At 35.5% G+C, this 25,078-nt stretch carries 13 protein-coding genes; all 13 read left to right on the top strand.

Annotated features, from left to right (window positions below; all coding sequences use genetic code 11):
• Nucleotides 1-107 precede the first annotated feature (107 nt).
• The 13 genes from B0A66_RS12630 (at nt 108) to B0A66_RS12570 (ending at nt 24,995) form a co-directional block, all read left to right on the top strand.
• Nucleotides 108-1,985, top strand: a complete 1,878-nt coding sequence (locus B0A66_RS12630) for a sodium:solute symporter family protein (protein ID WP_089050202.1) — start codon at nt 108-110, stop codon at nt 1,983-1,985.
• Between the two features lie 220 nt (nt 1,986-2,205).
• Nucleotides 2,206-3,171: a glycoside hydrolase family 130 protein gene (locus B0A66_RS12625; RefSeq protein WP_089050201.1), complete on the top strand. Its 966-nt coding sequence runs from the start codon at nt 2,206-2,208 to the stop codon at nt 3,169-3,171.
• Nucleotides 3,172-3,178: 7 nt separating this feature from the next.
• Nucleotides 3,179-4,246 (top strand): carbohydrate-binding family 9-like protein, encoded by a 1,068-nt coding sequence (locus B0A66_RS12620; RefSeq protein WP_089050200.1) that lies wholly within the window; start codon nt 3,179-3,181, stop codon nt 4,244-4,246.
• Entirely contained in the window at nt 4,224-5,324 is a 1,101-nt protein-coding gene (locus B0A66_RS12615; RefSeq protein WP_089050199.1) for a putative glycoside hydrolase, read from the top strand. The genes B0A66_RS12620 and B0A66_RS12615 overlap by 23 nt, the downstream gene beginning before the upstream one ends.
• 63 nt (nt 5,325-5,387) lie before the next feature.
• Complete coding sequence (locus B0A66_RS12610) at nt 5,388-6,404, top strand: isoaspartyl peptidase/L-asparaginase family protein (protein ID WP_089050198.1); 1,017 nt, start codon at nt 5,388-5,390, stop codon at nt 6,402-6,404.
• A 166-nt stretch (nt 6,405-6,570) separates the two neighbouring features.
• Nucleotides 6,571-9,711 carry a glycoside hydrolase family 2 TIM barrel-domain containing protein gene (locus tag B0A66_RS12605; protein WP_089050197.1) on the top strand — a complete coding sequence of 1,047 codons (3,141 nt, stop codon included), beginning with the start codon at nt 6,571-6,573 and terminating at the stop codon, nt 9,709-9,711.
• 6 nt (nt 9,712-9,717) lie between these two features.
• Nucleotides 9,718-12,036 carry a glycoside hydrolase family 20 protein gene (locus tag B0A66_RS12600; RefSeq protein WP_089050196.1) on the top strand — a complete coding sequence of 773 codons (2,319 nt, stop codon included), beginning with the start codon at nt 9,718-9,720 and terminating at the stop codon, nt 12,034-12,036.
• 170 nt (nt 12,037-12,206) lie between these two features.
• The gene (locus B0A66_RS12595) at nt 12,207-13,691 is read left to right on the top strand and encodes an alpha-L-fucosidase (protein WP_089050195.1); all 1,485 of its coding nucleotides are present in this window, start codon (nt 12,207-12,209) and stop codon (nt 13,689-13,691) included.
• 6 nt (nt 13,692-13,697) lie between these two features.
• Entirely contained in the window at nt 13,698-15,938 is a 2,241-nt protein-coding gene (locus tag B0A66_RS12590) for a GH92 family glycosyl hydrolase (RefSeq protein WP_089050194.1), read from the top strand.
• Nucleotides 15,939-15,951: 13 nt separating this feature from the next.
• Nucleotides 15,952-18,612 carry a glycoside hydrolase family 3 N-terminal domain-containing protein gene (locus B0A66_RS12585; RefSeq protein WP_089050193.1) on the top strand — a complete coding sequence of 887 codons (2,661 nt, stop codon included), beginning with the start codon at nt 15,952-15,954 and terminating at the stop codon, nt 18,610-18,612.
• A gap of 250 nt (nt 18,613-18,862) precedes the next feature.
• A complete protein-coding gene (locus tag B0A66_RS12580) occupies nt 18,863-21,967 on the top strand; it encodes a SusC/RagA family TonB-linked outer membrane protein (RefSeq protein ID WP_089050192.1) in 3,105 nt (1,034 codons plus the stop codon).
• 16 nt (nt 21,968-21,983) lie between these two features.
• Nucleotides 21,984-23,570, top strand: a complete 1,587-nt coding sequence (locus tag B0A66_RS12575) for a SusD/RagB family nutrient-binding outer membrane lipoprotein (protein ID WP_089050191.1) — start codon at nt 21,984-21,986, stop codon at nt 23,568-23,570.
• A gap of 105 nt (nt 23,571-23,675) precedes the next feature.
• Complete coding sequence (locus tag B0A66_RS12570; RefSeq protein WP_089050190.1) at nt 23,676-24,995, top strand: sugar MFS transporter; 1,320 nt, start codon at nt 23,676-23,678, stop codon at nt 24,993-24,995.
• Nucleotides 24,996-25,078: the final 83 nt, after the last annotated feature.

Raw genomic sequence — 25,078 nt, 5'->3', positions numbered from 1 at the left:
AAGTTTACAGTATTCGGTTTATAGTGTTCATAAAGAATTATAAACTACAAACCGTAAACCAACAACTAACAAAAAAAAGTAACTAACTAACAAATAAATATAATTTAATGGATATAATTGACGTATCGATAATCGTAGCCTATATTCTCCTCTCAGTAGGAATAGGAATCTGGATTTCCAGAAAAGCATCAAAAGGACTGGATGATTATTTTCTAGGTGGAAAAACAATCAAATGGTATTTTTTAGGATTGAGTAACGGATCAGGAATGTTTGATGTTTCAGGAACTTCCTGGATGATTGGGGTACTGTTTTTATATGGTGTTAAAAGCTTTATGTTCATGTGGCTTTGGCCTATTTGGAATCAGATTTTTGTTATGATGTTCTTGGCGGTCTGGATCAGGCGATCAAAAGTAATGACAGGTTCAGAATGGATTTTAACGCGTTTTGGAAGTGACAGAGCAGGAAAAGCATCACATATTATTGTAGCCATCTTTGCCATTATTTCTACGATTGGTTTTATCGCTTACTTTTTTGAAGGAATTGGAAAATTTGTAACGATTATTCTTCCTTGGGATTTAACACTTCACTACGGAGATTTAATTGTACTAACATCTGAGCGTTCTTATGCTTTGATCATCATATTTTTAACGACAATTTATACCGTTAAAGGCGGAATGTTTTCTGTAGTAGCGACAGAAGTGGTGCAATACTTAATTATGATTATTGCAGGTGTACTAATTGCTGGTTATGCTTTTATCAATTATACTGATCTTCAGATCAATTCAGTTATTACAGAAGAATGGAAGAACGTTTTCTTTAGCTGGCAGTTCGAAACGCAGTGGAGCGACAAGTTTCAAAATTTCAACAGGCTGATAGACTCAGAAGGTTATAAAATGTTTGGTGCTTTTATCGGAATGACTTTGTTCAAAGGTTTTTTTGCCAGCGTTGCAGGACCAACACCAAGCTATGACTTACAAAGAGTTCTTTCTACAAAATCGGTAAAAGAAGCTGCCTACATGAGTGGTTTTACCAATTTGATTTTGTTTATCCCAAGATACTTACTAATCACAGGAATTGTGGTTATCGCATTGGTAAATCTGGCACCGGAACTAAATGCTAATGCAGCTTTAACCGGAGCAGACTTAGAATTGTTAATGCCAAAAGTAGTGAACCTGTACATTCCTGTTGGAATAAAAGGAATTTTATTAGCCGGTTTGTTAGCGGCATTTATGTCTGGATTCTCTGCCTTTGTAAATGCAGGACCAGCTTATATAGTTAATGATATTTATAAAAAATACTTCAAACCCGTAGCGACAAACGAGCATTATATTAAGGTAAGTCAGATTTCATCTTTCCTTGTAGTTGGTTTAGGAGTTTTCATGGGATTCTTCGCAGATTCGATCAATTCCCTAACTTTATGGATTACAAGTGCCTTATACGGAGGTTATGTAGCAGCCAACTTTTTAAAATGGATTTGGTGGAGATTTAACGGATGGGGTTATTTCTGGGGAATGTTTGCCGGATTAATTGTAGCTTCTTTGCAATTTATTTTAGGACAAAACAAAGGGAATTTTACGCCGGGATCATTCTTATATGATTTATCAGAAGTGCAGGCAATCTATTTGTTTCCGGTAATATTTGGTTTCTCTATTTTGGGTTGTTTGTTAGGAACATTCCTAAGTAAACCAACTGATATGGAAGTACTACGATCATTTTACACCAACGTAAGACCTTGGGGCTGGTGGAATCCGGTTTACAAAACATTAAAAGCCGAAGACCAAGCGTTCGAAAAAAACAACGATTTTTATAAAGATATGCTAAATTGCGTAATCGGAATTATATGGCAATCAAGTATGATTTTGCTGCCAATATTTTTCATCATCAGAGATTATCCAAAAGCAATCACAGCATTAATAGTGTTTTTAGTGACAACAACAATTCTTAAATTCACGTGGCTGGATAAGGTGAGAAGGATTGAGGATTAGTTTTTTTTAGATCTTTAGATTATTAGATAGTTAGATCTTTAGATTTTTGGATTATTAGATTGAAAGATTGAAAGATTGAAAGATTGAAAGATTTGATTATTAAACCAAAAGCAATTCAAAAAAAACGATTAAAAGATTTAACGACAAACAATAAACGATTAACCGATTCAACAGTTAACCGGTTCAACAACAAACAATAAACGATTAAACATAAAAAATAATGAGTACAATTCCTTGGCAAGACAGACCCGAAAACAGTAACGACGTAATGTGGAGATATTCTAATAATCCAATAATTGATCGTTATGCTATACCGTCATCAAACAGTATTTTCAACAGCGCTGTTGTTCCTTTTGAAGATGGATATGCAGGTGTTTTCAGATGTGATAACAAAGCAGTTCAGATGAATATTTTTGCTGGTTTCAGTAAAAATGGGATCGATTGGGATATCAATCATGAACCAATTGTAATGCAATCTGGTAATACAGAGATGATCGAATCGGCTTACAAGTATGATCCTCGTGTGGTTTTCATCGAAGATCGTTACTGGATTACATGGTGTAACGGTTACAACGGACCAACAATCGGAATTGGGTATACATTTGATTTTAAAGAATTTTTTCAATGTGAGAATGCATTCCTTCCTTTCAACAGAAATGGTGTTTTGTTTCCACAAAAAATAAACGGTAAATACGCTATGTTAAGCCGTCCAAGTGATAACGGACACACGCCTTTTGGTGATATATGGATTAGTTACAGCCCGGATATGAAATATTGGGGAGAGCACCGTTTAGTAATGAAACCAAGTCCGTTTGAGCAAAGTGCTTGGCAATGTACTAAAGTAGGAGCAGGACCAATTCCAATTTTGACAAAAGATGGCTGGTTAATGTTATACCACGGTGTTATCAATACCTGCAACGGATTCCGTTACGCAATGGGAGCAGCTATTTTAGATACAGATTCACCGGATAAAGTAAAATACAGAACACAACCTTATTTATTAGGACCAGCAGAAATTTATGAGCAGGTAGGTGATGTAGGAAATGTTGTTTTTCCATGTGCAGCTTTGCATGATGAGAAAGAAGATAAATTAGCCGTTTATTACGGTGCAGCAGATACTGTTGTTGCAATGGCATTTGGAAAATTAAGTGAAGTAATTCAATTTACAAAAGATAATAGTTTATAAAAAAATCATGCGTTTAAAAAATAAATGGATCACAGTTGCTTTAGGATTGGTTTCGATAGTGGGATTTTCACAATCGAAGAGTAAACTTACACCTAAAACGTATGTAGCCGCAAAAACCGCAACTCCAATTACAATTGACGGAGAGGATGCCGATGCTTCCTGGAATAAAGTAGCGTGGACAGATCTTTTTGAAGATATATCCACTGATGTAAAACCAAAATACGGAACAAAGGTTAAAATGCTTTGGGATGAAACCAATTTTTACATTTTGGCAAAAATGGAAGAGCCACACGTTTGGGCAAATCTAAAACAACGCGATACTATTATTTTTTACAACAATGATTTTGAAGTTTTTATAGATCCTGACAGTGATACTTTTAACTATTACGAATTAGAAATAAACGCCTTAAACACTGCTTGGGATCTATTTTTATCAAAGCCATACAGAGAAAATGACAATGTAGTTTTGAATGACTGGAATATTACAGGTTTAAAATCTGCAGTAAAAATTAAAGGAACATTAAACAATCCAACCGATACAGATGAAGGCTGGGTGTTAGAAATGGCGATTCCGTGGGCAGCTTACAGGAAGTCATATAACGAACAAAATGTACCTACAGACCAATTTTGGAGAGTCAATTTTTCGAGAGTTAATTGGGAGCACACCATAATCAATGGAAGTTACGAACGTAAAAAAGATGCTAACGGAAAATTTTTACCGGAGTACAATTGGGTTTGGTCACCAATGGATGTCATCAACATGCATGAACCGGAGAAGTGGGGTTACGTTTATTTTTCTTCAAAAGAAGGAAAAGACACTTTTACAATTCCGCAAGAAGAAAAAGTAAGATGGGAACTCTATAGCTTGTACAGAGCACAAAAGCAATATTTTGAAAAACATAAAGTTTGGGCTAAATCAATAGCAAGCCTTACTAAAGAAAGCATTAGTGTTGATAATAAAATTTTGAAACCAACACTTGAAAATCATGCAGGAGGATATAACATTTCGGTAAAAAGTCCTTTTTCTAACAAAACATTAATTATTAAACAAGATGGTAAAATTATATCAAACTAAAGTATTACTTTTTTTATTGGCGCTAACTATTGTTTCCTGTACCAATAAAGAAGAAAAGACGGCATTTAAATTTGGAGTATGGATTACTGCCGATGCCAAAAGAACAGATGATGATTATGCAAAGGAGTTTAAAAAATATAAAGACGGTGGTATTGATGAAGTTTTAATCAATACAAAAACAGATCCTAAACTCTTGTCAAGATTAGTACCTGTTGCCACAAAAGAAGGTTTAAAAGTACATGCCTGGATTATGGCAATGAACAGACCTGACGATTCGCTTGCATTAAAACACCCGGATTGGTATATGGTGAGTAAAGAAGGAAAATCATGTTTTGATAATCGTCCGTATGTAGATTATTACCAATGGTTATGTCCAACCAGAAAAGAATCAAGAGATCATGTTTTGAGTTTAGTTGAAGGATTAGCAAAAGTAAAGGGTGTAGAAAGCGTTCACTTAGATTACATTCGTTTCCCGGACATCTTTTTGCCAATTAGTTTATTGCCTAAATACAATTTGGTTCAGGATGTAGAATTGCCTCAGTTCGATTTTTGTTATTGTGATGAATGTATTAAAGCGTTTGAAAAAATCCACCATAAAAGTCCAAAAGACAGCCACAATACTTCAATTGATATGGAGTGGAAAAATTTTAGACTTAATGCCATCAAATCTGTTGTAGATGATGCTTACAAAATTGCACATAAAAACAATAAAAAATTAACGGCAGCCGTATTTCCTTATCCGGAAATGGCAGATCACATGGTGCGTCAGCGTTGGGATAAATGGAATATTGATGAAGTGTACCCAATGATTTACCACAGTTTTTATGATGAAGAAATTGACTGGGTTGGATATGCAACAAAACAAGGTGTATCTGATTTAGATGGAAAGCAAACCAAAATAAACACAGGAATTTATATTCCGGGATTAAAGTCAGATAAAGAATTAAGAGAAGCTATTTTACTTGCAAAAGAAAATGGTGCAACAGGAGTAACTTTTTTTGACGGAAACGCCTTGTCTGACAATAATTTAAAAACAATAAAATCAACAAAGGAGAGCTTAAGAACAAGCTTGAACTAGAAGAAAGGAATACGTATTGAAAATAACATTATCTTCGGAAATGTTCAATAAAAAACGAAGTTTATGTCAAACAGAAGAGATTTTATAAAAAAAACAACCTTAGGAACGCTTGCAATTAGTTCTGTTTTAGGCTATAGCGGTTTTGCTAAAACAAATGAAGAGGAAGTAGAGATTCCGCTAAAAAAACAAAAAAAACCTGTTGTTATCTCAACTTGGAACCACGGTTTGCCTGCAAATCAGGAAACATGGAAACAATTAAAAGCAGGAAAATCAGCTTTAGATGCGCTCGAAGCCGGTATGAAAATTCCTGAAGCAGATCCGAATGTTCGCAGTGTTGGTTATGGAGGATATCCGGATCGCGAAGGGAAAGTAACTTTAGATGCCTGTATCATGGATCATAACAGTAATTGTGGTTCAGTTTGTTTTTTACAAGGTATCATGCATCCAATTTCTGTTGCAAAAAAAGTGCTTCAAAATACGCCTCACGTTATGCTGGCAGGACAAGGTGCATTACAATTTGCTTTATCAGAAGGATTTAAAGAAGAAAATTTGCTGACTCCGGAATCTGAAAAAGACTGGAAGAAATGGCTGGAAGATTCAAAATATAAGCCCGTAATAAATATTGAAAACCATGACACTATAAGCATGCTAATGTTAGATGAAGACGGCAATCTTGCCGGTGGCTGCACAACAAGTGGAGCTGCATGGAAGATGCATGGTCGCGTCGGTGACTCCCCAATCATCGGCGCGGGTCTTTTTCTTGACAACGAAGTAGGTGCTGCCGCTGCAACAGGTTTAGGCGAAGCCGTAATCAGAACCGCAGGAAGTGCAATGGTAGTAGAATTAATGCGTCAGGGAAAATCGCCTTATGATGCCTGTAAAGAAATTACAGAACGTATTTACAACAAGCATAAAAACCATAAAGATATGGAGTACCTGCAAGTAGGTTTTATTGCTCTAAACAAAAATGGCGAACATGCAGGATATAGTTTGAGATCGGGATTTAATTATGCCGTTTCGGATGACGAAAAAGGACACAGAATGGAAGATGCCAAATTTAAAATGACCTGGGACAAATAAACATGACAATTTTGTTACGTAACAAAGAGAAACATAGATTTTACGCTCTCACCCTAATTTAAACTAACGATTTCATGTTGCTCCATGAAATCCGTGCAAAAATTAAAACTATGTTTCTCGGCGTTACACAATTTTAAAAAAGCAGGCAAGAATAAAAAAACAAGTAATGAAAAAAACGATATTCATAATTACCTCTTTAATCACTTCAATAATTAGTATTCAGGCGCAGGAAAGTACTCCTTTCTGGCAAAATGAAAAAATTAATGAAGAAAACAGAGAACCTATGCACGCTTCGTATTATGTGTATGAAAACGAAGAACTGGCGGCTAAGAATGACTGGAGAGCTTCTAAAAATTATTTAGACATAAACGGAACATGGAAGTTTAAATATGTTACCACTCCAAATGATTTACCGGCAGCCTTTGAAAAAAGTACATTTGACGATGCAAGCTGGGACAATTTTAAAATTCCGGCAAGCTGGGATGTAAATGGTTATGGATATCCTGTTTATGTAAATACTTCGTATGATTTTGATTATTTAATGGCGCCAAATCCACCATTTGTACCAACAAATTACAATCCGACAGGAGTTTATAGAAAAGAAATTACAATTGATAAATCCTGGGAAGGAAAAGATATTTATTTGCATGTTGGTACAGCCAAATCAAATCTTACGGTTTGGGTAAATGGTGTTTACGTAGGTTATGGCGAAGATGGTAAATTGCCGTCAGAGTTTAAATTGAATAAATACGTAAAAACCGGTAAAAACAGTATCGTTTTAAAAGTAATGAAATGGAGTGACGGTTCTTATTTAGAATGTCAGGATTTCTGGAGAATGAGCGGAATTACGAGAGATTCTTATTTGATCGCCAGAAACAGTGCACATCTGAAAGATTATGAAATCACCCCGGATTTAGATGCTTCATATGTAAACGGAATATTAAAAATAACAACTGAATTTTCAGATTTAGATAAAAAAGACAATTACACTTTAGAAGTACAGTTAAAAGATGGTGAAACAACTGTTGCATCAAAAACTATTGCGGCTACTTCAGACAAACAAACTTTTGAATTTGCAGTAAATAATCCTAAAAAATGGAGTGCAGAGATTCCTAATTTGTATCAGGTAAATTTTCTTTTGAAAGATAAAAAAGGAAATGTTATTGAAGTAATCAATCAAAAAGTTGGTTTTAGAAAAGTAGAGATTAAAGGCGGACAACTTTTAGTAAATGGAAAAGCAATTTACATAAAAGGAGTAAATCGTCATGAAACAGATCCGGTTACAGGACAAACGATTTCCAGAGCCAGAATGGAGCAGGATATTAAAATGATGAAAGAATTTAATATCAATGCCGTTCGTATGTCGCATTATCCAAATGATGAATATTTTTACGAATTATGCGATAAATTCGGAATTTATGTAGTCGATGAAGCGAACATAGAATCACACGGAATGGGGTATGATATTACCAAAACACTGGGAAATAAACCAGATTGGGAATTAGCACATATCCAACGTATGCAGCGTATGATCGAAAGGGATAAAAATCACACTTCGATTATTATCTGGAGTATGGGGAATGAAGCAGGAAACGGTTACAATTTTTACAGAGGTTATTTATGGATAAAAAACCGTGATAAATCTAGACCTATTCAATATGAAAGAGCAACCGCAGGAGCATGGGACGGAAAAGATTTAAAATACGAATGGAACTCTGATATTATTGACCCAATGTACAGTTCTCCTAATAAAATGGAAGAATATATTTTGGCAAATCCAAATCCGGATCGTCCGTATATTCAATGTGAATATGCACATGCGATGGGGAATTCGATGGGAAATTTTAAAGATTATTGGGATGTAATCAGAAAGTATCCTAATTTTCAAGGTGGTTTTATCTGGGATATGATCGATCAGTCTGTGTATAAAACATTGCCTGACGGAACACGTATTTTGGCTTATGGAGGAGATTTTGGCCCTAAAGATGTCAAAAGTGATAATAACTTTGTGAACAATGGTGTTTTTACGGTAGAAAGAGAACCGAATCCGCATGCATTCGAAGTTCGAAATGTATATCAGGATATTCATACGACGTGGGACAATAAGAGTAAAGCAACGATTAAAATTTACAACGAATTTTCATTTAAAGATTTAAGTAATGTAAGTTTACGCTGGAAATTAGTTTTAGACGGAAATGATGATGCTACAGGAACGATTGATAATCTTGATATAAAATCAAATGAATACAAATCGTATCAGCTTCCGGTTAATGTAGAAGGAAAAGAATTTAAAGAAGCTTTTATTGTGGTTACGTATCATATTAAAGAAGACGAGCCTTTTTTATCAAAAGGTTTTCAGATTGCAACAGATCAGCTTGCACTTAAAGGAGAATGGAAAAATGATATAAAAGTAGTTGGTGCAGCAAAAATTCTATTGGAGAAAAAAGCGGAAAGCACCGTATTTAAAAGTGATAAAGCTACTATTACGTTCGACAAAAAAACAGGTTTTATTAACGGATATTCTTTTGATAATCAAATTGTTTTAAAAGACGGTTACCAATTACGACCTAATTTTTGGAGAGCACCAAATGATAATGATTTTGGAGCTTTGTTTCAGGAAAAATTAGTAGCATGGAAAGAAGCAACAGAAAATCCAACATTGGTAAGTTGGACATACAGTATTACAAAAGACAATAAAGCTTTAGTAAAAGCAACATATTCATTGCCTCAGGTAGCAGCACAATTAATCCTGAATTATGAAATCAACAGTAACGGAGAATTAGCAGTAAAAGAGCAATTGACTATTGATAAAAATAAAGAAACACCAATTTTGCCAAGATTTGGAATGGAAATAATTTTACCAAAAGATTTCAGTGCATTACGTTATTACGGAAAAGGTCCGCATGAGAATTATGTTGACAGAAACTACAGCGCACAAGTTGGAATTTACAATCAAACCGTAACAGAACAATATTATCCTTACATCCGTCCGCAGGAAACCGGAAATAAAACAGCGGTGAGATGGGCAGAATTGGCAAACAATAATATAAAAATTACGGTAACGTCTGATGAAGAGTTGGCTATTACAGCATTACACTTTTTAAATGAAGATTTGGATGATGGTTTAAAAAAAGACCAAAGACACGCTGCAGAGCTTAAAGAAAGAGATTTAACGAGTTTTAAAATTGATTCAAAACAAATGGGTGTAGGAGGTATAGACAGCTGGCAAGCATGGCCAATGGAACAATATCTTTTAAGAGAGAAGTCCTATCAGTATCAATTTAAAATTACACCATCTTTAAAATAATAGAATATGAAGATATTAAAACCATTCCTTGTTATACTTTTCCTGGCGGTATTTAGTTCAGGGTACAGTCAAAAAGTATACACCGAAAAAGATATTAAAATTATTCCGAAGCCAACACAGGTTGTCATTAATTTAGGAGCATTTGAGTTTTCTAAAAATACCGTTTTTGTTGCAGCCAACGATTCTCAAAAAGAAATTTCAGAAGCGTTGATCAGCAAGTTGGAAAAAGCTGGCGGATTTCGTCCGGAAATTTCAACTAAAGCTCCGCTGGCTAATTTTATACAGTTTAAAACAGATGCAAATCTTGCTAAAGAAGCTTATGTTTTAGAGGTGAATACAAACGTAATTACGATTACGGCAAAAGGAAATGCAGGTTTTATTTATGCATTAGAAAGCATTCGTCAATTATTACCGGAAGCTATTGAGAGCCCCACTTTAGTACCTCATGCAAAATGGGAAATTCCAAGTGTAACAATCAACGATCAGCCCCGTTTTCAATGGAGAGGTTTAATGCTCGATTTATCACGTCACTTTTTTGATAAAAACTATGTGATGCAAACTATAGATCGTTTGGCAATGCATAAAATGAACGTTTTGCATTTGCATTTAGTAGACGATCAGGGATGGAGAATCGAAATAAAAAAATACCCAAAACTAACCGAAGTTGGTGCGTGGAGAGTTGATCAGGAAAACAGAAGCTGGAATGCCAGACTAACTGTGAATCCTGATGAAAAAGGAACGTACGGAGGATTTTTGACACAGGAAGAATTAAAAGAAATCGTAAAATACGCAGCAAGTAAAAACATTGAAGTAATTCCTGAAATTGAAATGCCGGCACACGTAAGCAGTGCCATTGCATCTTATCCGGAACTGGCTTGTTTTGATCAGCGCATTGGTGTGCCTTCTGGCGGATTGTGGCCTATTACCGACATTTACTGTGCAGGAAAAGAAAATACGTTTGAGTTTTTGCAAAATGTATTAGATGAAGTAATGACTATTTTTCCATCAAAATACATTCACATTGGAGGAGATGAGGCAACCAAAACCAATTGGGAGAAATGTCCGCACTGCCAAAAAAGAATGAAAGATCTGAAGTTAAAAGACGTTCATGAATTGCAGAGTTACTTTGTAAAAAGAATGGAGAAATACATCAATTCTAAAGGTAAAAAAGTAATTGGATGGGATGAAATTCTTGAAGGAGGTATGAATACAAGCGCGACAGTAATGTGCTGGAGAGGTGAAAAAATTGGTGAAGAAGCTGCTGTAAAAGGACATGATGTTATTATGACACCGGAATCTCATTGTTATTTCAATTTTTATCAGGGCCCTCAAAATGAAGAACCTTTAGCTTTTGATGCTTACACACCATTAAACAAAGTATATGCATTTGATCCTGTTGCGCCAACAATGACGCCGGAACAAGCGAAGCACATTTTGGGAGGTCAGGCCAATTTATGGGCAGAGTATTTAGCAGGTCCAAAAGATTCAGAATACATGATTTTTCCAAGATTAGCTGCTTTATCAGAAGTTTTATGGAGTACAAAAGAAAGCCGCAACTGGGAAAATTTTACCGCAAGATTGACATCGGTATTAAGACGTTATGATAATTTAGGAATTGGTTATGCTAAAAGTGCTTATTTGGTAACTGCATCAGCAACAGCTGATTTAGATAAAAAGCAAATTAACCTGACGTTGAAAAATGAGTTTCCAAATCCGGATATTCGTTATGTGTTAGGTGATAAAAGCATCGATCATCATCCTATAAAATACACCACTCCAATTGAGTTTAAAGAAACAACAGTTTTAAAAGCTTCTTTGTTTCAGGACGATAAACCAATCGGAAAAACATTTACAGATACTATTATTTTTCATAAAGGATTTGGACGTAAAGTAAAATACCTAACACCTTACAACCAAAGCTATAAAGGCGATGGACCTGTAATGATAAATACCATTAGAGGTTCTAAGAATTTTCATGACGGACAATGGCAAGCCTGGCTGGTAAATGATATGGAACTTGTAATTGATCTTGAAACAGAACAAGCTATTGAGCAAGTATCAGTGGGAACTTTAGAAAGTCAGGGCGCAGGTGTAAATTTCCCGACACAAATAAAAATTCTGGTATCAAATGATGGTACTACTTACAAGCAAGTAGGGAAAATAGTGCGTCCGTATGCGATAAACGCAACATCAGAATTAAAGGATTTTAAAATCAATTTTGAAAAACGCAACGCCCGATATGTAAAAGTAATCGCTTCTAATTTGAAGAAAAGCCCAAAAGGAGAATCTTCATGGTTATTTGTAGATGAAATCGTTATTAATTAATTGTGAATGGCGAGTTGTGAATTGTGAATTGTGAGTTGTGAATTAATGATTTTAACTACAAACTAAGCACTAACTACTAATTACCAACAGCTAAGCACTAAGTACTAAGAACTAATTACTAAGCACTAACAAAAGAAAAACTAAAACAACAAACAATAAAAAGAGTAAAAATGAAAAGAGGAATAATCATAATCGCGATGTTATTTTCGGTTCAAATGTTTTCGCAGGCCATTTATGAGGATGAGCGCTATGTACCGGAAACGGATCCGCTAGTGTTGAAAAATTTAGAGCAATGGCAAGGCAAAAAATTTGGACTATTAATGCATTGGGGAACGTATAGCCAATGGGGAATTGTAGAATCATGGTCAATATGTCCTGAAGATTATGGATGGTGTGAACGTAAAAAAGGAAGTAATCCCGCTAATTACAATGATTACGTAGCCGATTACGAAGGTTTAAGAAAAACTTTTAATCCAACAAAATTTGATCCTGCAAAATGGGCAAAAGCAGCAAAAGCAGCTGGTATGAAATACATGGTTTTTACAACAAAACACCATGACGGATTTAATATGTACGACACACAATATTCTGATTATAAAGTAACAAATAAAGATGTTCCGTTTAGTACAAATCCAAAAGCAGATATTTTAAAAGAAGTTTTTAATGCTTTTAGAACCGAAAACATTTCAACAGGTGCTTATTTCTCTAAACCAGACTGGCATAACGAAAACTATTGGGATCCATACTTTCCACCATTCGACAGAAACGTAAATTACGATCCGTCTTTATATCCTGAAAAATGGCAAAAATATGTTGATTTTACACACAATCAAATTTTAGAAATCCTTACGAATTATGGTAAAGTTGATATCTTATGGTTAGATGGAGGATGGGTAGCAAAAAGTGATCATCAATACATAAAAGAAAACTACGATCTTAAGTTTGCTGAAAACGAATCTAAAAATGGTTTTATCAAACATAGAGTAGTAGATCAGGATGTTAAAATGGATGAATTGGTTGTAAAAGCACGTGCAAAACAACCGGGATTGATCGTAGTAGACAGAGCCGTTCATGGAAAAAACCAGAACTATTTAACTCCGGAAGGCCGCGTTCCTGCTAAAACGTTGCCTTATCCTTGGGAATCTTGTATTACTTCCGGCGGAGGATGGTCTTATACTCCGGATGCACAATACATGACAGGAAGACAAGGTATTCACATGTTGGTAGATATTGTAGCAAAAGGTGGAAATTTATTATTGAACGTTGCTCCAAGTCCTGAAGGAGAATGGCAGCAAGGTGCTTATGATTTATTAGCTGCTTATGCAGATTGGATGAAAGTAAACAGTGTAGCAATTTACGAGACAAAACCAATTGAGCCTTTTAAAGAAGACAACATTTGTTTTACACAAAATAAAGCCGGAAATGTATTTGCCTTTTATTTAGCAAAAGAAGGAGAAGATAAAACTCCTGCTGAAGTAATTGTGAAATCAATTAATCCTAAAAAAGGAACTAAAATTACGATGTTAGGATCGAAAATAAACCTAAAATGGACAAAAGAAGCGTCAGGATTTAAAGTAATTATTCCGGAAAGTTTGAGAAATAATTTGCCTGCAAAAGAAGCATGGACTTTAAAAATCGAAGCTATTAACAGATAAACGAATATGGTTTTACTAAAAAAGACAACAATTCAAACAGCATGTATTTTTTGCATGCTGTTTTTTAGCATTACAATTTTTGCACAAGAACCTGTGGATTTTGTAAATCCGTTTATTGGAACTTCTAATTATGGAGCTACTTTTCCAGGACCAATTGCGCCAAGGGGAATGGCAAGCATAAGCCCGTTTAATGTGGCTGGACCTCAGAATAAATTAGAGAAAGACAGTCAGTGGCTCTCTAATCCGTATGTAAAAGAAAATACGTTTTTAACCGGATTTAGTCAGGTCAATATAAGTGGTGTCGGTTGTCCTGAATTAGGAGTTCTTTTGCTAATGCCGACAACAGGAGCTTTAGAAATAGATCATTTAAAATACGGTTCAACGTATAAAAATGAAGTTGCAAAAGCAGGTTATTACAGCGTAGATCTGGATAAATATAATGTAAAAGGCGAATTTACAGCATCCAAAAGAGTGGGTGTGAGTAAATTTACATTTCCGAAAGGACAATCCAATATTTTATTAAATCTTGGTTTGGGTTTAACAAATGAAGAAGGAGCAATGGTCAGAGTCGTTTCTTCGACAGAAATCGAAGGAATGCGTTCTGTAGGTTCGTTTTGTTATAATAGTCCCGAAGATGCTTATCCAATTTATTTTGTGGCAAAGTTTTCTAAACCCGCAGCTAAATTCGGTGTTTGGAAAAAAACACCAAATTATAAAGGCGTCGAAGCACAATGGATGACATACAACGGCAAAACCAGAATGATGAACAACACCATTAAAACGGTTGTTGGAGATAGTATTGGAACTTATTTTACTTATAAATTTGATAAACAAGAAGTTGTAGAAGTGAAAATTGGGGTTTCGTATGTGAGCATTGCCAATGCACGTGAAAACTTAGAAAAAGAAACCGGAAACAAATCGTTTGAAACCGTTTATAAAGAAACGCGCGACGAATGGAACGAAGAACTTTCTAAAATTTTAGTCGAAGGAGGTACAAAAGATGAAAATACTATTTTTTATACTGCATTGTATCACACTTTAATTCACCCTAATGTTTTAAATGACGTTAACGGAGAATATCCAGTAATAAAAAGAAGCAAGATTGCTAAAACAGATGGAACGCGCTATACGACGTTTTCTTTGTGGGATACCTATCGAAATGTGCATCAGTTAATGTCTTTAGTATATCCTAAACAGCAATCAGATATGATAAAAAGCATGTTAGACATGTATGATGAAAACGGCTGGTTGCCAAAATGGGAATTGAATTCAACAGAAACTTTTACCATGGTTGGAGATCCGGCAAGTATTGTTATCGTCGACGCCTGTTTGAAAGGTATTCAGGATTTTGATATTTACAAAGCATATTATGCTATGTTAAAAGGGGCCGATAAAATGGAGAACAATCCGTTGCGTCCCGGTCTTAAAGAATATATCGAGAAAGGATATTTAAGCACGAATTTTAAAGGGCCGGTTTCTACAACGCAGGAATATAATACTTCTGATTATGCTATTTCCCTTTTAGCGAAAGCTTTAGGCGAAAAAGATGATTATAAGCGTTTTACGAAACGTTCCCTTTCGTACCAAAAATTATTTGACAAGGATTTAAAGTTACTTCGACCAAGATTGCCAAACGGAAAATGGTACGAGCCTTTTGATCCGAATTCTGGTGCTAATTTTGAGGAAAATGTTGGTTTCATCGAAGGTAATGCCTGGCAATATGCTTTTATGGTACCACATGATATGAAAGGATTAATCAAATTAATGGGCGGTGAAAAAGTTTTTTCTGAGCAATTGCAAAAAGTCTTTGATACCAAACAATTTGATATGGCGAATGAGCCAGATATTGCTAATCCGTATTTATTCAATTATGTAAAAGGTGAGGAATGGAAAAGTCAGGAAATGGTGAAAAAATTGGTTGCAGAATATTTCCAAAATGCACCAAAAGGATTGCCGGGGAATGACGACACCGGAACAATGTCGGCTTGGTTGGTTTATTCAATGATGGGAATTTACCCGATATCACCGGGAGATCCAATTTATACGATTACAGCACCACTTTTTCATAGAATTACGATCAAATTAGATCCAAGATATTATAAAAAAGATAGCATTGTAATTCAAAGACAAATCAACAATGACGGAAAAATCAATTCTATTGAAATAAACGGAAAATCATTGAACAGTTTCTTTATCTCTCACGATGAATTTGTAAACGGAACAATGCTGAAAGTGATTCAAAATTAAAAAACAACACAATATGTTACAACTAAGAATTAAAAAAACAGCCATTATATTTGTAATGGCTGTTGGTTTTTATAACCAGGGTTATTCGCAGAAAAAATATCCGTATCAGGATGCAAAAATACCTGTTGAAGAAAGAGTTACAGACTTACTAAGCCGCATGAGCCTTGAAGAAAAGGTGCGTCAGATGGATATGTACAAAGGAGAATTTTTTAAAGAAAAAGAAGATTTCTCTAAATCAAAATCAGGCGTTAAAATTGGAAATTTAGGAATTGGAGCCATTCATGATTTGTATCCTCGCTCAGCAAAAATGATCAACGACCTTCAAAGCGAAGTAATTAAAAAGAACAAATGGGGAATTCCTGCGCTTATTATGTGCGAGATGCTTCACGGTTACTTAGATGACGGAAGTACAGCTTTCCCAATGAACATTGGACTTGGCGCAACCTGGGATACCGGTTTAATGGACAGAGTTGGAAAAGTTATTGGTGCCGAAGCCAGAGCACATGGTGTTCATTTTGGTTTTGGTCCAAACTTAGATTTAGGTCGTGAACCACGTTGGGGAAGAGTTGCAGAAACTTTTGGTGAAGATGCGTATTTAAACAGCGAAATTGGTACAGCAATGATTAAAGGAATGCAAGGAAACGATTTAAAATCTGATCGTTCTATTATTGCAGAACCAAAACACTTTGCCGTTCACGGTATTCCGCAAGCAGGAGGAAATTCTTCTCCAATCTTGGTAGGAGAACGTTCTGCGCGTGAAGATCACCTTCCGTCTTTCGAAAAAGCATTTAGAAAAGGCGGTGCTTTAGGAACAATGTGTGCGTACTCAGAGTTAGACGGAATTCCTTGTGCTGCTAACAAATGGCTGCTAACAGATGTATTGAGAAAAGAATGGGGTTTTAAAGGAATTGTAGTTTCAGATTTAGGTGCTATCAAATACCTTCAAACAACGCATTACGTAGCAAGTTCACCTAAAGAAAGTATTAGAGAAGCTGTTTCTTCTGGTGTTGACATGCAGTTTTACGATTTCACAAATGAATTTTGGCAAACTAGCATCATAGAATTGGTTAATGAAAAGAAACTGACCATGGAGCAAATTGATCGTGCTGCAGGTGGTGTTTTGAGATTGAAATTTTTATTGGGATTATTCGAAAATCCATACACAGATAAAAACTTAATTAAAGAGCGTTTTCATACCAAAGAAAATCAGGATGTAGCTTTAGAAGCAGGACGTAAGTCTATTGTTTTATTAAAAAATGATAACAGTACACTTCCTCTTAAAAAAGATATTAAAACCGTAGCGGTGATCGGACCAAATGCAGATGCTTCAAGATTAGGAGGATATGCAGTAAAAAATAAAGTGGGTACAACTGTTTTAGAAGGAGTTAAACAAGTGGTTAGCCCGGAAACAAAAGTACTTTATGAAGAAGGTGTTTCATTGATTGTAAAAGGACAAATTATTCCATCGAAATTTTTGTTTACACCGGATGGTTCTAAAAACGGATTAAAAGGAGAATATTTCAATAACAGAAACGTAGAAGGAACTCCGGCATTGACTCGTATTGACAATCAATTGGAGTTTGACTGGCCTTGGTCTCCTGGTGATGGTGTTACAGATGATGATTTTTCTATTCGTTGGACAGGTTACATACAATCAGAAAAATCTTTTGATGGCTGGTTGGGTTTAAGTTCTGATGACGGAATCAGAATGTGGATCGACGATCAATTGGTGATCGACAACTGGACTAAAGGTGCTACAAGTATGGTAACGACACCAAAAAATATTGAAGCAGGAAAAAAATATAAAGTTCGCATAGAAATGTGGGAAGGAGGCTGGGGAGCCAGAGCACACTTGCGTTGGAATTTAGAGAAAGTAAATTTCCAACCTGCTATTGATATCGCTAAACAAGCAGATGTTGCTATTGTTGTTTTAGGAGAATCAAATGAATTGGTAGAAGAAAACAGAGATGTTGCTTCATTAGACCTACACGGAATGCAGCAAGAACTTATCGAAGCGATCAGAAAAACAGGAACTCCTGTAGTTTGTGTACTATTAAACGGTCGTCCGCTTTCTACAAACTGGATTAGCGAAAACATTCCGGCATTGGTAGAAGCTTGGTTCCCTGGTGAAGCAGGAGGTACAGCTGTAGCTGATGTTTTATTCGGAAATTACAACCCGGGTGGAAGATTACCAATTACAGTTCCAAAATCAGTTGGACAGCTACCTATATATTATAACCAAAAACCATCTGCAATACACCGTTATGTTAGCGAAAGCGAAAATCCGTTGTACAATTTTGGTTATGGATTGAGTTATACCACTTTTGCTTATTCTAATCTTACCGTAAGTGCTAAAGAAATTAAAAAAGATGGAGAGTTGAAAGTAACAGTAGATGTTAAGAATACAGGAAACTTTGATGGAGATGAAGTAGTACAATTATACATTAATGATATTTATAGTAGTGTAACCACTCCGGAAAAAACATTAAAAGGTTTCAAACGCTTATTTATTAAAAAAGGCGAAACACAAAAAGTAGAATTTACGTTAACTGCTGATGAGCTGTCTTTATGGAATCGTGAGATGAAAAGAGTAGTAGAGCCGGGAGATTTTAACATTATGGTTGGCGGAAACGTTGTAGATGTGTTAAAAACAAGTTTTAAGGTGATCGAATAGTTGAGCCTCACAAATAGAAGAATCTTTAATGATTTAAGTGTTTTTTGTAGAATCTTATTTTTTAATTCGTAAAATGCATAGATTATTATCGCGTTAGCCCAGAAAACGTAAGGATTTTAAGTACAAAAAAAGGCGTTGTAAACGAAAAGTTTACCAACGCCTTTTCAAAATTGTCATTTGTCGAAATAATGATTTAGTTAACAAACCGTATCAGTAAATTTAACATGTTATTAACTCAAAAAACAACTATATGATTAAAGATGTACTAAAATTACTGTTTGTAGTTTGCTTGTTCGGATTTCAAAGTCTACAAGCTCAGACAACAGTAAAAGGAACGATCACAGATGCTACCAGCGGAATTCCAATCCCGGGAGCGAATGTTGTCGTAAAAGGAACAAGAACTAGTGTTTCCACAGATTTTGATGGTAAGTACAGTATTAATGTTCCTAATGCAGCAGCAGTTTTAGTGTTTACTTATGTTGGATCTGCTCCGCAAGAAATTCCTGTTGCAGGTCAAACTACAATAAACGTAGGTTTAGGTGGATCGACACAACAGTTAGGAGAGGTAGTAGTAACGGCTCTTGGTATCAAGAGAGAGAAAAAAGCCATTACATATTCAGCTCAAAACATCGACGTAGCAGAGGTTTCTCAGGCTAGATCATTAAACGTTGCCAACTCACTTTCCGGTAAAGTTGCCGGACTTAATTACTCTACAACTTCAAATGGTGTAGGTAGTTCATCAAGAATTACATTAAGGGGTAACAGATCGCTAAATGGTAATAACCAACCATTATATGTAGTAGATGGTGTGCCAATTAGTAACGGAACAACTACAGGTAACCCGGATATCGATACAGGAGGAACCACACAACCTGACGGTATTTCAAACATCAACCCCGAAGATATTGCTTCGATGACAGTTCTTAAAGGACCATCTGCAGCAGCACTTTATGGAAACAGAGCAAGTAATGGTGTTATTATCATTACAACTAAATCTGGAAAAGCAGGAAAAACATCTGTTACATTGTCTTCTAATTATATGTCTTCTACAGCTTATAATTTAACTAATTTTCAAAACCAATACGGTCAGGGAGATCAGGGTGTTTACAACCCAATTTCAGTATCAAGCTGGGGAGGTAGATTAGACGGAAGCCAGGTTTCTGCATGGCAATTGGCTCGTAATCCTAATTACGCAGGTCCTGCGACTACAAGTTATACACCACAACCAAACAACGTTAAAGATTTTTATAAATCAGGATATAACTTAGCAAATACATTAACTATTACTTCAGGAAACGAAAAAGCACAAGGATATTTCTCTTACACTAATACTCGTGCTGAAGGTATTGTTGGAGGTAATGCTTTAGACAGACACAATCTTAACTTAAGATTGACAAGCAAATTATCTGATAAACTTTCTTTGGATGTAAAAACAAACTACATCGTTCAGAGAATCGATAATTTATTAAGAACAGGTGAAGAATCAATTGGTACTTCTGCTTATTTATTGCCTCGTAGTATTAAATTTAATGAATACAGAGATTTTGAATATTTTGATAATGCCGGACAATTGCAACAAAATTATTTTATAGACGAAGCAGGTTCTCCAGGTGGAAACCCTTACTGGTCTGCATTACGTGATGACGCTCGTAAAGATAGCAGAAACAGATTTATTGGTCTTGCATCTCTTAAATATGATATGACAAATACATTAAGTCTACAAGTAAGAACAGGTTTAGATCAAATGACTAACAGAGGTGTTAGAAACAGATATGCAACCAGAGCATTCAATAATAACTTAGGTTCATACAGCGATAATTACGAGCTTGTAACGGAATTTAATACTGATGCATTACTTTCTTATAAAGAAAATTTCGGTGATTTCTCAGTAGGTCTTAATGCTGGTGCCAATATGTTAAAACAATCTAGTTCTTCTTTATTGTCTAATGGTACTTTAAGTAAAAGAAACTATTTTTCTTTGATCAATGTTGCTACAGTGCAGTCTACTGCTGGTATGTCAGAAAAACAAGTTAACTCTGTTTACGGGTTCTCTCAAATTGGATTCAGAAATTATTTATTCTTGGATGTTACAGCAAGAAATGACTGGTCTTCTGCATTACCGTCAAATAACAGATCATTCTTCTATCCATCTGCAGGTCTTTCTGCTGTAATCTCTGATATGGTTACTTTACCGGAAGTTATCAGTTTTACAAAATTAAGAGCTTCTTATGCTAAAGTAGGAAATGATACAGATCCTTACCAAACAAGTTCTCAATTGTCTTATATTGGTGGTAATGGTGGTATGTTATATAACCAAACTACAGCACAAAACCCTAACCTTAAACCTGAGATGTCTACATCTACAGAGTTTGGAGCTGATTTTAGATTCTTGAAAAACCGTTTAGGATTAGATTTTACATATTTCCAAACAAAAACAGCTGATCAGATTTTCTACATCAATACACCAGAATCTTCTTCTAAAGGAAGAGCGGTATTAAACGGTGGAGATATCGAAAATAAAGGTATTGAGCTTACTCTTACTGCAACTCCGGTTCAGACAGAAAATTTCTCTTGGGATATTACAGCAAACTACGCTTCTTATAAATCAAAAATTACTTCTATCTACGATAACAGAGACGAATTGGTTATTGGTGAAGGAAGGTTAGTAAGAAGTAAAGTTATCAAAGGTGGAGAATATGGTGATTTATACATCAAAGGTTTCCAAAGAGACCCTAGTGGTAATATTATTGTAAGTGATGCAGGTATTCCTTTAGCAACAACTGACTTTAGTGTTCGTGCAGGTAACTTTAACCCAGACTGGACAGCAGGACTTAAAAATAATTTCAGATACAAAGATTTCTCTTTAAGTTTCTTAGTTGACTTTAGAATCGGTGGAGAAGTTATCTCTTACACTCAGGCTAGACAAGCAGGTTTAGGGGTTAATGATATTACATTAGCTGGAAGAGAAGGCGGAATTGTTGTTGATGGAGTTGTTGCTTCTGTAAACGGTGGTGTAACTACTTACACTCCAAATACAACAAGTATTACAGCAGAACAATACTGGACAGCAATTGGACAAAGAACTCCAATAGCAGAGCCTTTTATTTATGATGCTACAAACATCAGATTAAGAGAACTTGTTTTTGGTTATTCATTACCAAAACGTGTATTACAAAACACAGGATTTGCAAATATTGATTTTTCTATCGTGGGAAGAAATTTATTCTTCTTTGTTAATAAAGCTAAATATTTTGATCCGGAACAAGGAGCAGGAACAGGTAACTTACAAGGTATCGAATCTTTCAATATTCCTTCTACAAGAGAATATGGTGTGAATGTAAAGTTTGGATTCTAATTTAAAAATAACTAACATGAAAAATAATTATAAAATTAAAACAATTGGAGTTGTCCTTTCGATGCTCTCTGTTTTTTCAAGCTGTACACAAGATTTTGATGATATCAATACGAACAAAAATACGTTAACGGAAGATCAGTTAGATCAGACGCTTGCGGGACCTTCGTTTGCTGCTGCTGTTTATGCAGGTATTCACCACGGTTCTTATTCTTCACCGGGAGTAGATGATCAGGGAACTTGGGGTATTGCAACAGGTATTTTACCATCAACATTTACACAATACCTGAGCTGTGGATACGGAACAGAAAGAAATGCATTTGTAAATGGTTATGAAGGACGTGGCTGGTTGCGTTTCTACACAGTTGCTGTTCCTGCATTAAACAATGCAATTATAGCATCTGAAGGAAATGCAGAAGCACTTGCAATCTTAAAGATCTGGAAAGTATTTATGTACAATCAAATGGTAGATTATTACGGTCCAATTCCTTACACTGAAGCAGGAAACAAAAAAGAAAAAGTTCCTTATGACAGTGTTGAATTTATCTACGAAGATTTCTTTAAATTGTTAAATGAAGCTAATGCTACACTTAGTTCTACTGGTATAACAGCAGTTCCAACGTTACAGCCAAATGACAGATTATTTTCTGGAAATGTACAAAACTGGAAAAGATTTGGAAACAGTCTTAGATTACGTTTAGCATTAAGAATTTCAGATATTCAGCCTGCAAAAGCAAAAACTGAAGCAGAAGCTGCAGTAGCTCAAGGCGTTATTGAAACAAACGAGCAAAGCGCAGTATTCAAAGTTAGTAATATTACACCTAACAATATGAATATGATCGTAAATGCTTGGGGTTACTTCATGACAGCGTCTATGGAAAGTCTTCTTGTTGGATACAATGACCCTAGACTTGCAAAATGGTTTTCTCCTATTGAAGGTGGTGCTTACCAAGGAAGACCAGTTGGAGCATTACAAGGTCAGTTTGGAACAACTAAGTTCTCTATGTTTAACAATGATGTACTTGGAAGTGGTCCTGCAGGAAATTTAAGCGAATCTAAAAATATTGAAGTTCTTATGGCTTCTGAAAACTATTTGACAAGAGCAGAAGGTGCTTTGAACGGATGGAATATGAATGGTACTCCACAAGCATTGTATGAGCAAGGTATCACATTATCATTAAGACAATGGGGAATTGTTGATGCAGCTGCTATTACCAATTATATTGGAGGAACAAGTACACCGGTTGTACCACATATTGCAACAACATATCCAAACTTAGGTTTAGAAAATGTTCCGGTTACAATTCCTGTTGCCTGGGATGCTTCTGAAGCAAATCAACGTCAGCAAATTGCAGTTCAAAAATATTTAGCCTTATTCCCTGAATCTTGGGAAGCTTGGTCAGATTTACGTAGAACAGATGCTACAGTTTTCTATCCAATCCTAAATACAGACAATGTTGAAGCTGGAGTTGGAAAAAGCTTAATGAAACGTTCTATTTATGTTACCAATGAATATTCATCAAACAGAGACGCTGTTTTAGACGGAATCTCGAAACTTGGAGGTCCTGATTCAGGAGGAACAAGACTTTGGTGGGATACAAAATAATATTAATAAGTAAAGATGTAGAGGTTCGTTACTTACAATAGATGAAAGGAGAGGTAACTCTCCTTTTGTTTTATATAACGATCAAATTTTAGAACACAAATAATTATGGCTTATAATAAAACATTACCTTCTAACAATACCTTAATCCCCATTTTAATTATAGCGGGTTTGTTTTTTATTTTCGGATTCGTAACCTGGATAAATGGTGCCTTGATTCCATTTATGAAAACCATTAACGAATTAACATCGGCACAATCACTTTTAGTGGCATCGGCATCGTATATTTCGTTTGTTGTCATGGCGCTTCCTGCTTCGTATATTTTAACGAAACTGGGTTATAAAAAAGGAATGTCCTTAGGATTGGTTATCATGGGTGCAGGAGCTTTAATTTTTATACCTGCCGCTGAATCAAGAACGTATTGGTTGTTTTTGACCGGTATTTTTGTTCAGGGAACAGGAATGACACTATTGCAAACCGCATCTAATCCTTATATCACAATATTAGGTCCTATTGAAAGTGCTGCAAAACGAATCTCGATTATGGGAATTTGTAATAAAGTTGCAGGCGCTTTGGGATCACTTATTTTTGGTTCTATTTTATTGTCCGGAATCGATGAGATTCAGGAAAAGTTAAGTGTAGTTTCTGTTGCAGAAAAAGCAAAATTGCTTAACACAATGGCAGACAGCGTTGTTGTGCCTTATATTACGATGGCAATTGTATTATTTATTTTAGGTTTACTAATCTTAAAAGCGCCATTGCCTGATGTTGAGGCAGCACCTATTGAAGAAGCAAAAGAAGGCGGAACCACCAAAACCAGTATTTTTCAGTTTCCACATTTATGGTTGGGCGTTTTAACGCTGTTCATGTATGTGGGAGTCGAAGTTATTGCAGGTGATACTATCATTGCTTACGGAATCTCGTTAGGTTTTCCTGCTGCCGATGCTAAGTTTTTTACCACGTTCACGTTGTTAGCAATGGTAGCTACGTATGCTTTGGGTGCGTTTTTAATTCCAAAGTATATCAGTCAAACTTCTGCTTTGGTTGTCAGTGCTGTTTTAGGAATTGTATTGTCCTTTTGCATTGTGTTTTCGTCCGGATTTTTATCGGTTTTGTTTGTTGCGGCATTAGGAATAGCCAATGCTTTGGTTTGGCCGGCAATTTGGCCTCTGACATTAAAAGGTTTGGGCAAGTTTACTAAAACAGCTTCGGCATTGTTAGTAATGGCTATTTCCGGAGGAGCAGTAATTCCACCTTTGTACGGAAAACTGGTTGATATCAACAAAGCGGATATGCTGGCACTTGGATTAAGCGAAAAATTTGCAGTTGCCAATGCTTCTACAGAAGGCTATTGGATTTTACTGCCTTGTTATATTTTCATATTATTTTATGCTTTAGCAGGGCATAAAGTAGGTTTAAAACAATAATAATATTTTGCAATTAGTACATTGAATTCAAAATCTGGACATTTAGGTACCCTAAAATTGTTCAGGTTTTGTTTTTTTTAAAT

The organism is Flavobacterium hercynium (assembly GCF_002217285.1).
GTDB lineage: Bacteria > Bacteroidota > Bacteroidia > Flavobacteriales > Flavobacteriaceae > Flavobacterium > Flavobacterium hercynium.
Note: the sequence above shows the minus strand (reverse complement) of the source record. Positions and strands in the feature narration are given on the sequence as shown.

What these genes read in the sequence shown, in the direction of transcription:
- B0A66_RS12630 (WP_089050202.1), top strand. Translation starts at nt 108, where the DNA reads ATGGATATAATTGACGTATCGATAATCGTAGCCTATATTCTCCTCTCA.
- B0A66_RS12625 (WP_089050201.1), top strand. Translation starts at nt 2,206, where the DNA reads ATGAGTACAATTCCTTGGCAAGACAGACCCGAAAACAGTAACGACGTA.
- B0A66_RS12620 (WP_089050200.1), top strand. Translation starts at nt 3,179, where the DNA reads ATGCGTTTAAAAAATAAATGGATCACAGTTGCTTTAGGATTGGTTTCG.
- B0A66_RS12615 (WP_089050199.1), top strand. Translation starts at nt 4,224, where the DNA reads ATGGTAAAATTATATCAAACTAAAGTATTACTTTTTTTATTGGCGCTA.
- B0A66_RS12610 (WP_089050198.1), top strand. Translation starts at nt 5,388, where the DNA reads ATGTCAAACAGAAGAGATTTTATAAAAAAAACAACCTTAGGAACGCTT.
- B0A66_RS12605 (WP_089050197.1), top strand. Translation starts at nt 6,571, where the DNA reads ATGAAAAAAACGATATTCATAATTACCTCTTTAATCACTTCAATAATT.
- B0A66_RS12600 (WP_089050196.1), top strand. Translation starts at nt 9,718, where the DNA reads ATGAAGATATTAAAACCATTCCTTGTTATACTTTTCCTGGCGGTATTT.
- B0A66_RS12595 (WP_089050195.1), top strand. Translation starts at nt 12,207, where the DNA reads ATGAAAAGAGGAATAATCATAATCGCGATGTTATTTTCGGTTCAAATG.
- B0A66_RS12590 (WP_089050194.1), top strand. Translation starts at nt 13,698, where the DNA reads ATGGTTTTACTAAAAAAGACAACAATTCAAACAGCATGTATTTTTTGC.
- B0A66_RS12585 (WP_089050193.1), top strand. Translation starts at nt 15,952, where the DNA reads ATGTTACAACTAAGAATTAAAAAAACAGCCATTATATTTGTAATGGCT.
- B0A66_RS12580 (WP_089050192.1), top strand. Translation starts at nt 18,863, where the DNA reads ATGATTAAAGATGTACTAAAATTACTGTTTGTAGTTTGCTTGTTCGGA.
- B0A66_RS12575 (WP_089050191.1), top strand. Translation starts at nt 21,984, where the DNA reads ATGAAAAATAATTATAAAATTAAAACAATTGGAGTTGTCCTTTCGATG.
- B0A66_RS12570 (WP_089050190.1), top strand. Translation starts at nt 23,676, where the DNA reads ATGGCTTATAATAAAACATTACCTTCTAACAATACCTTAATCCCCATT.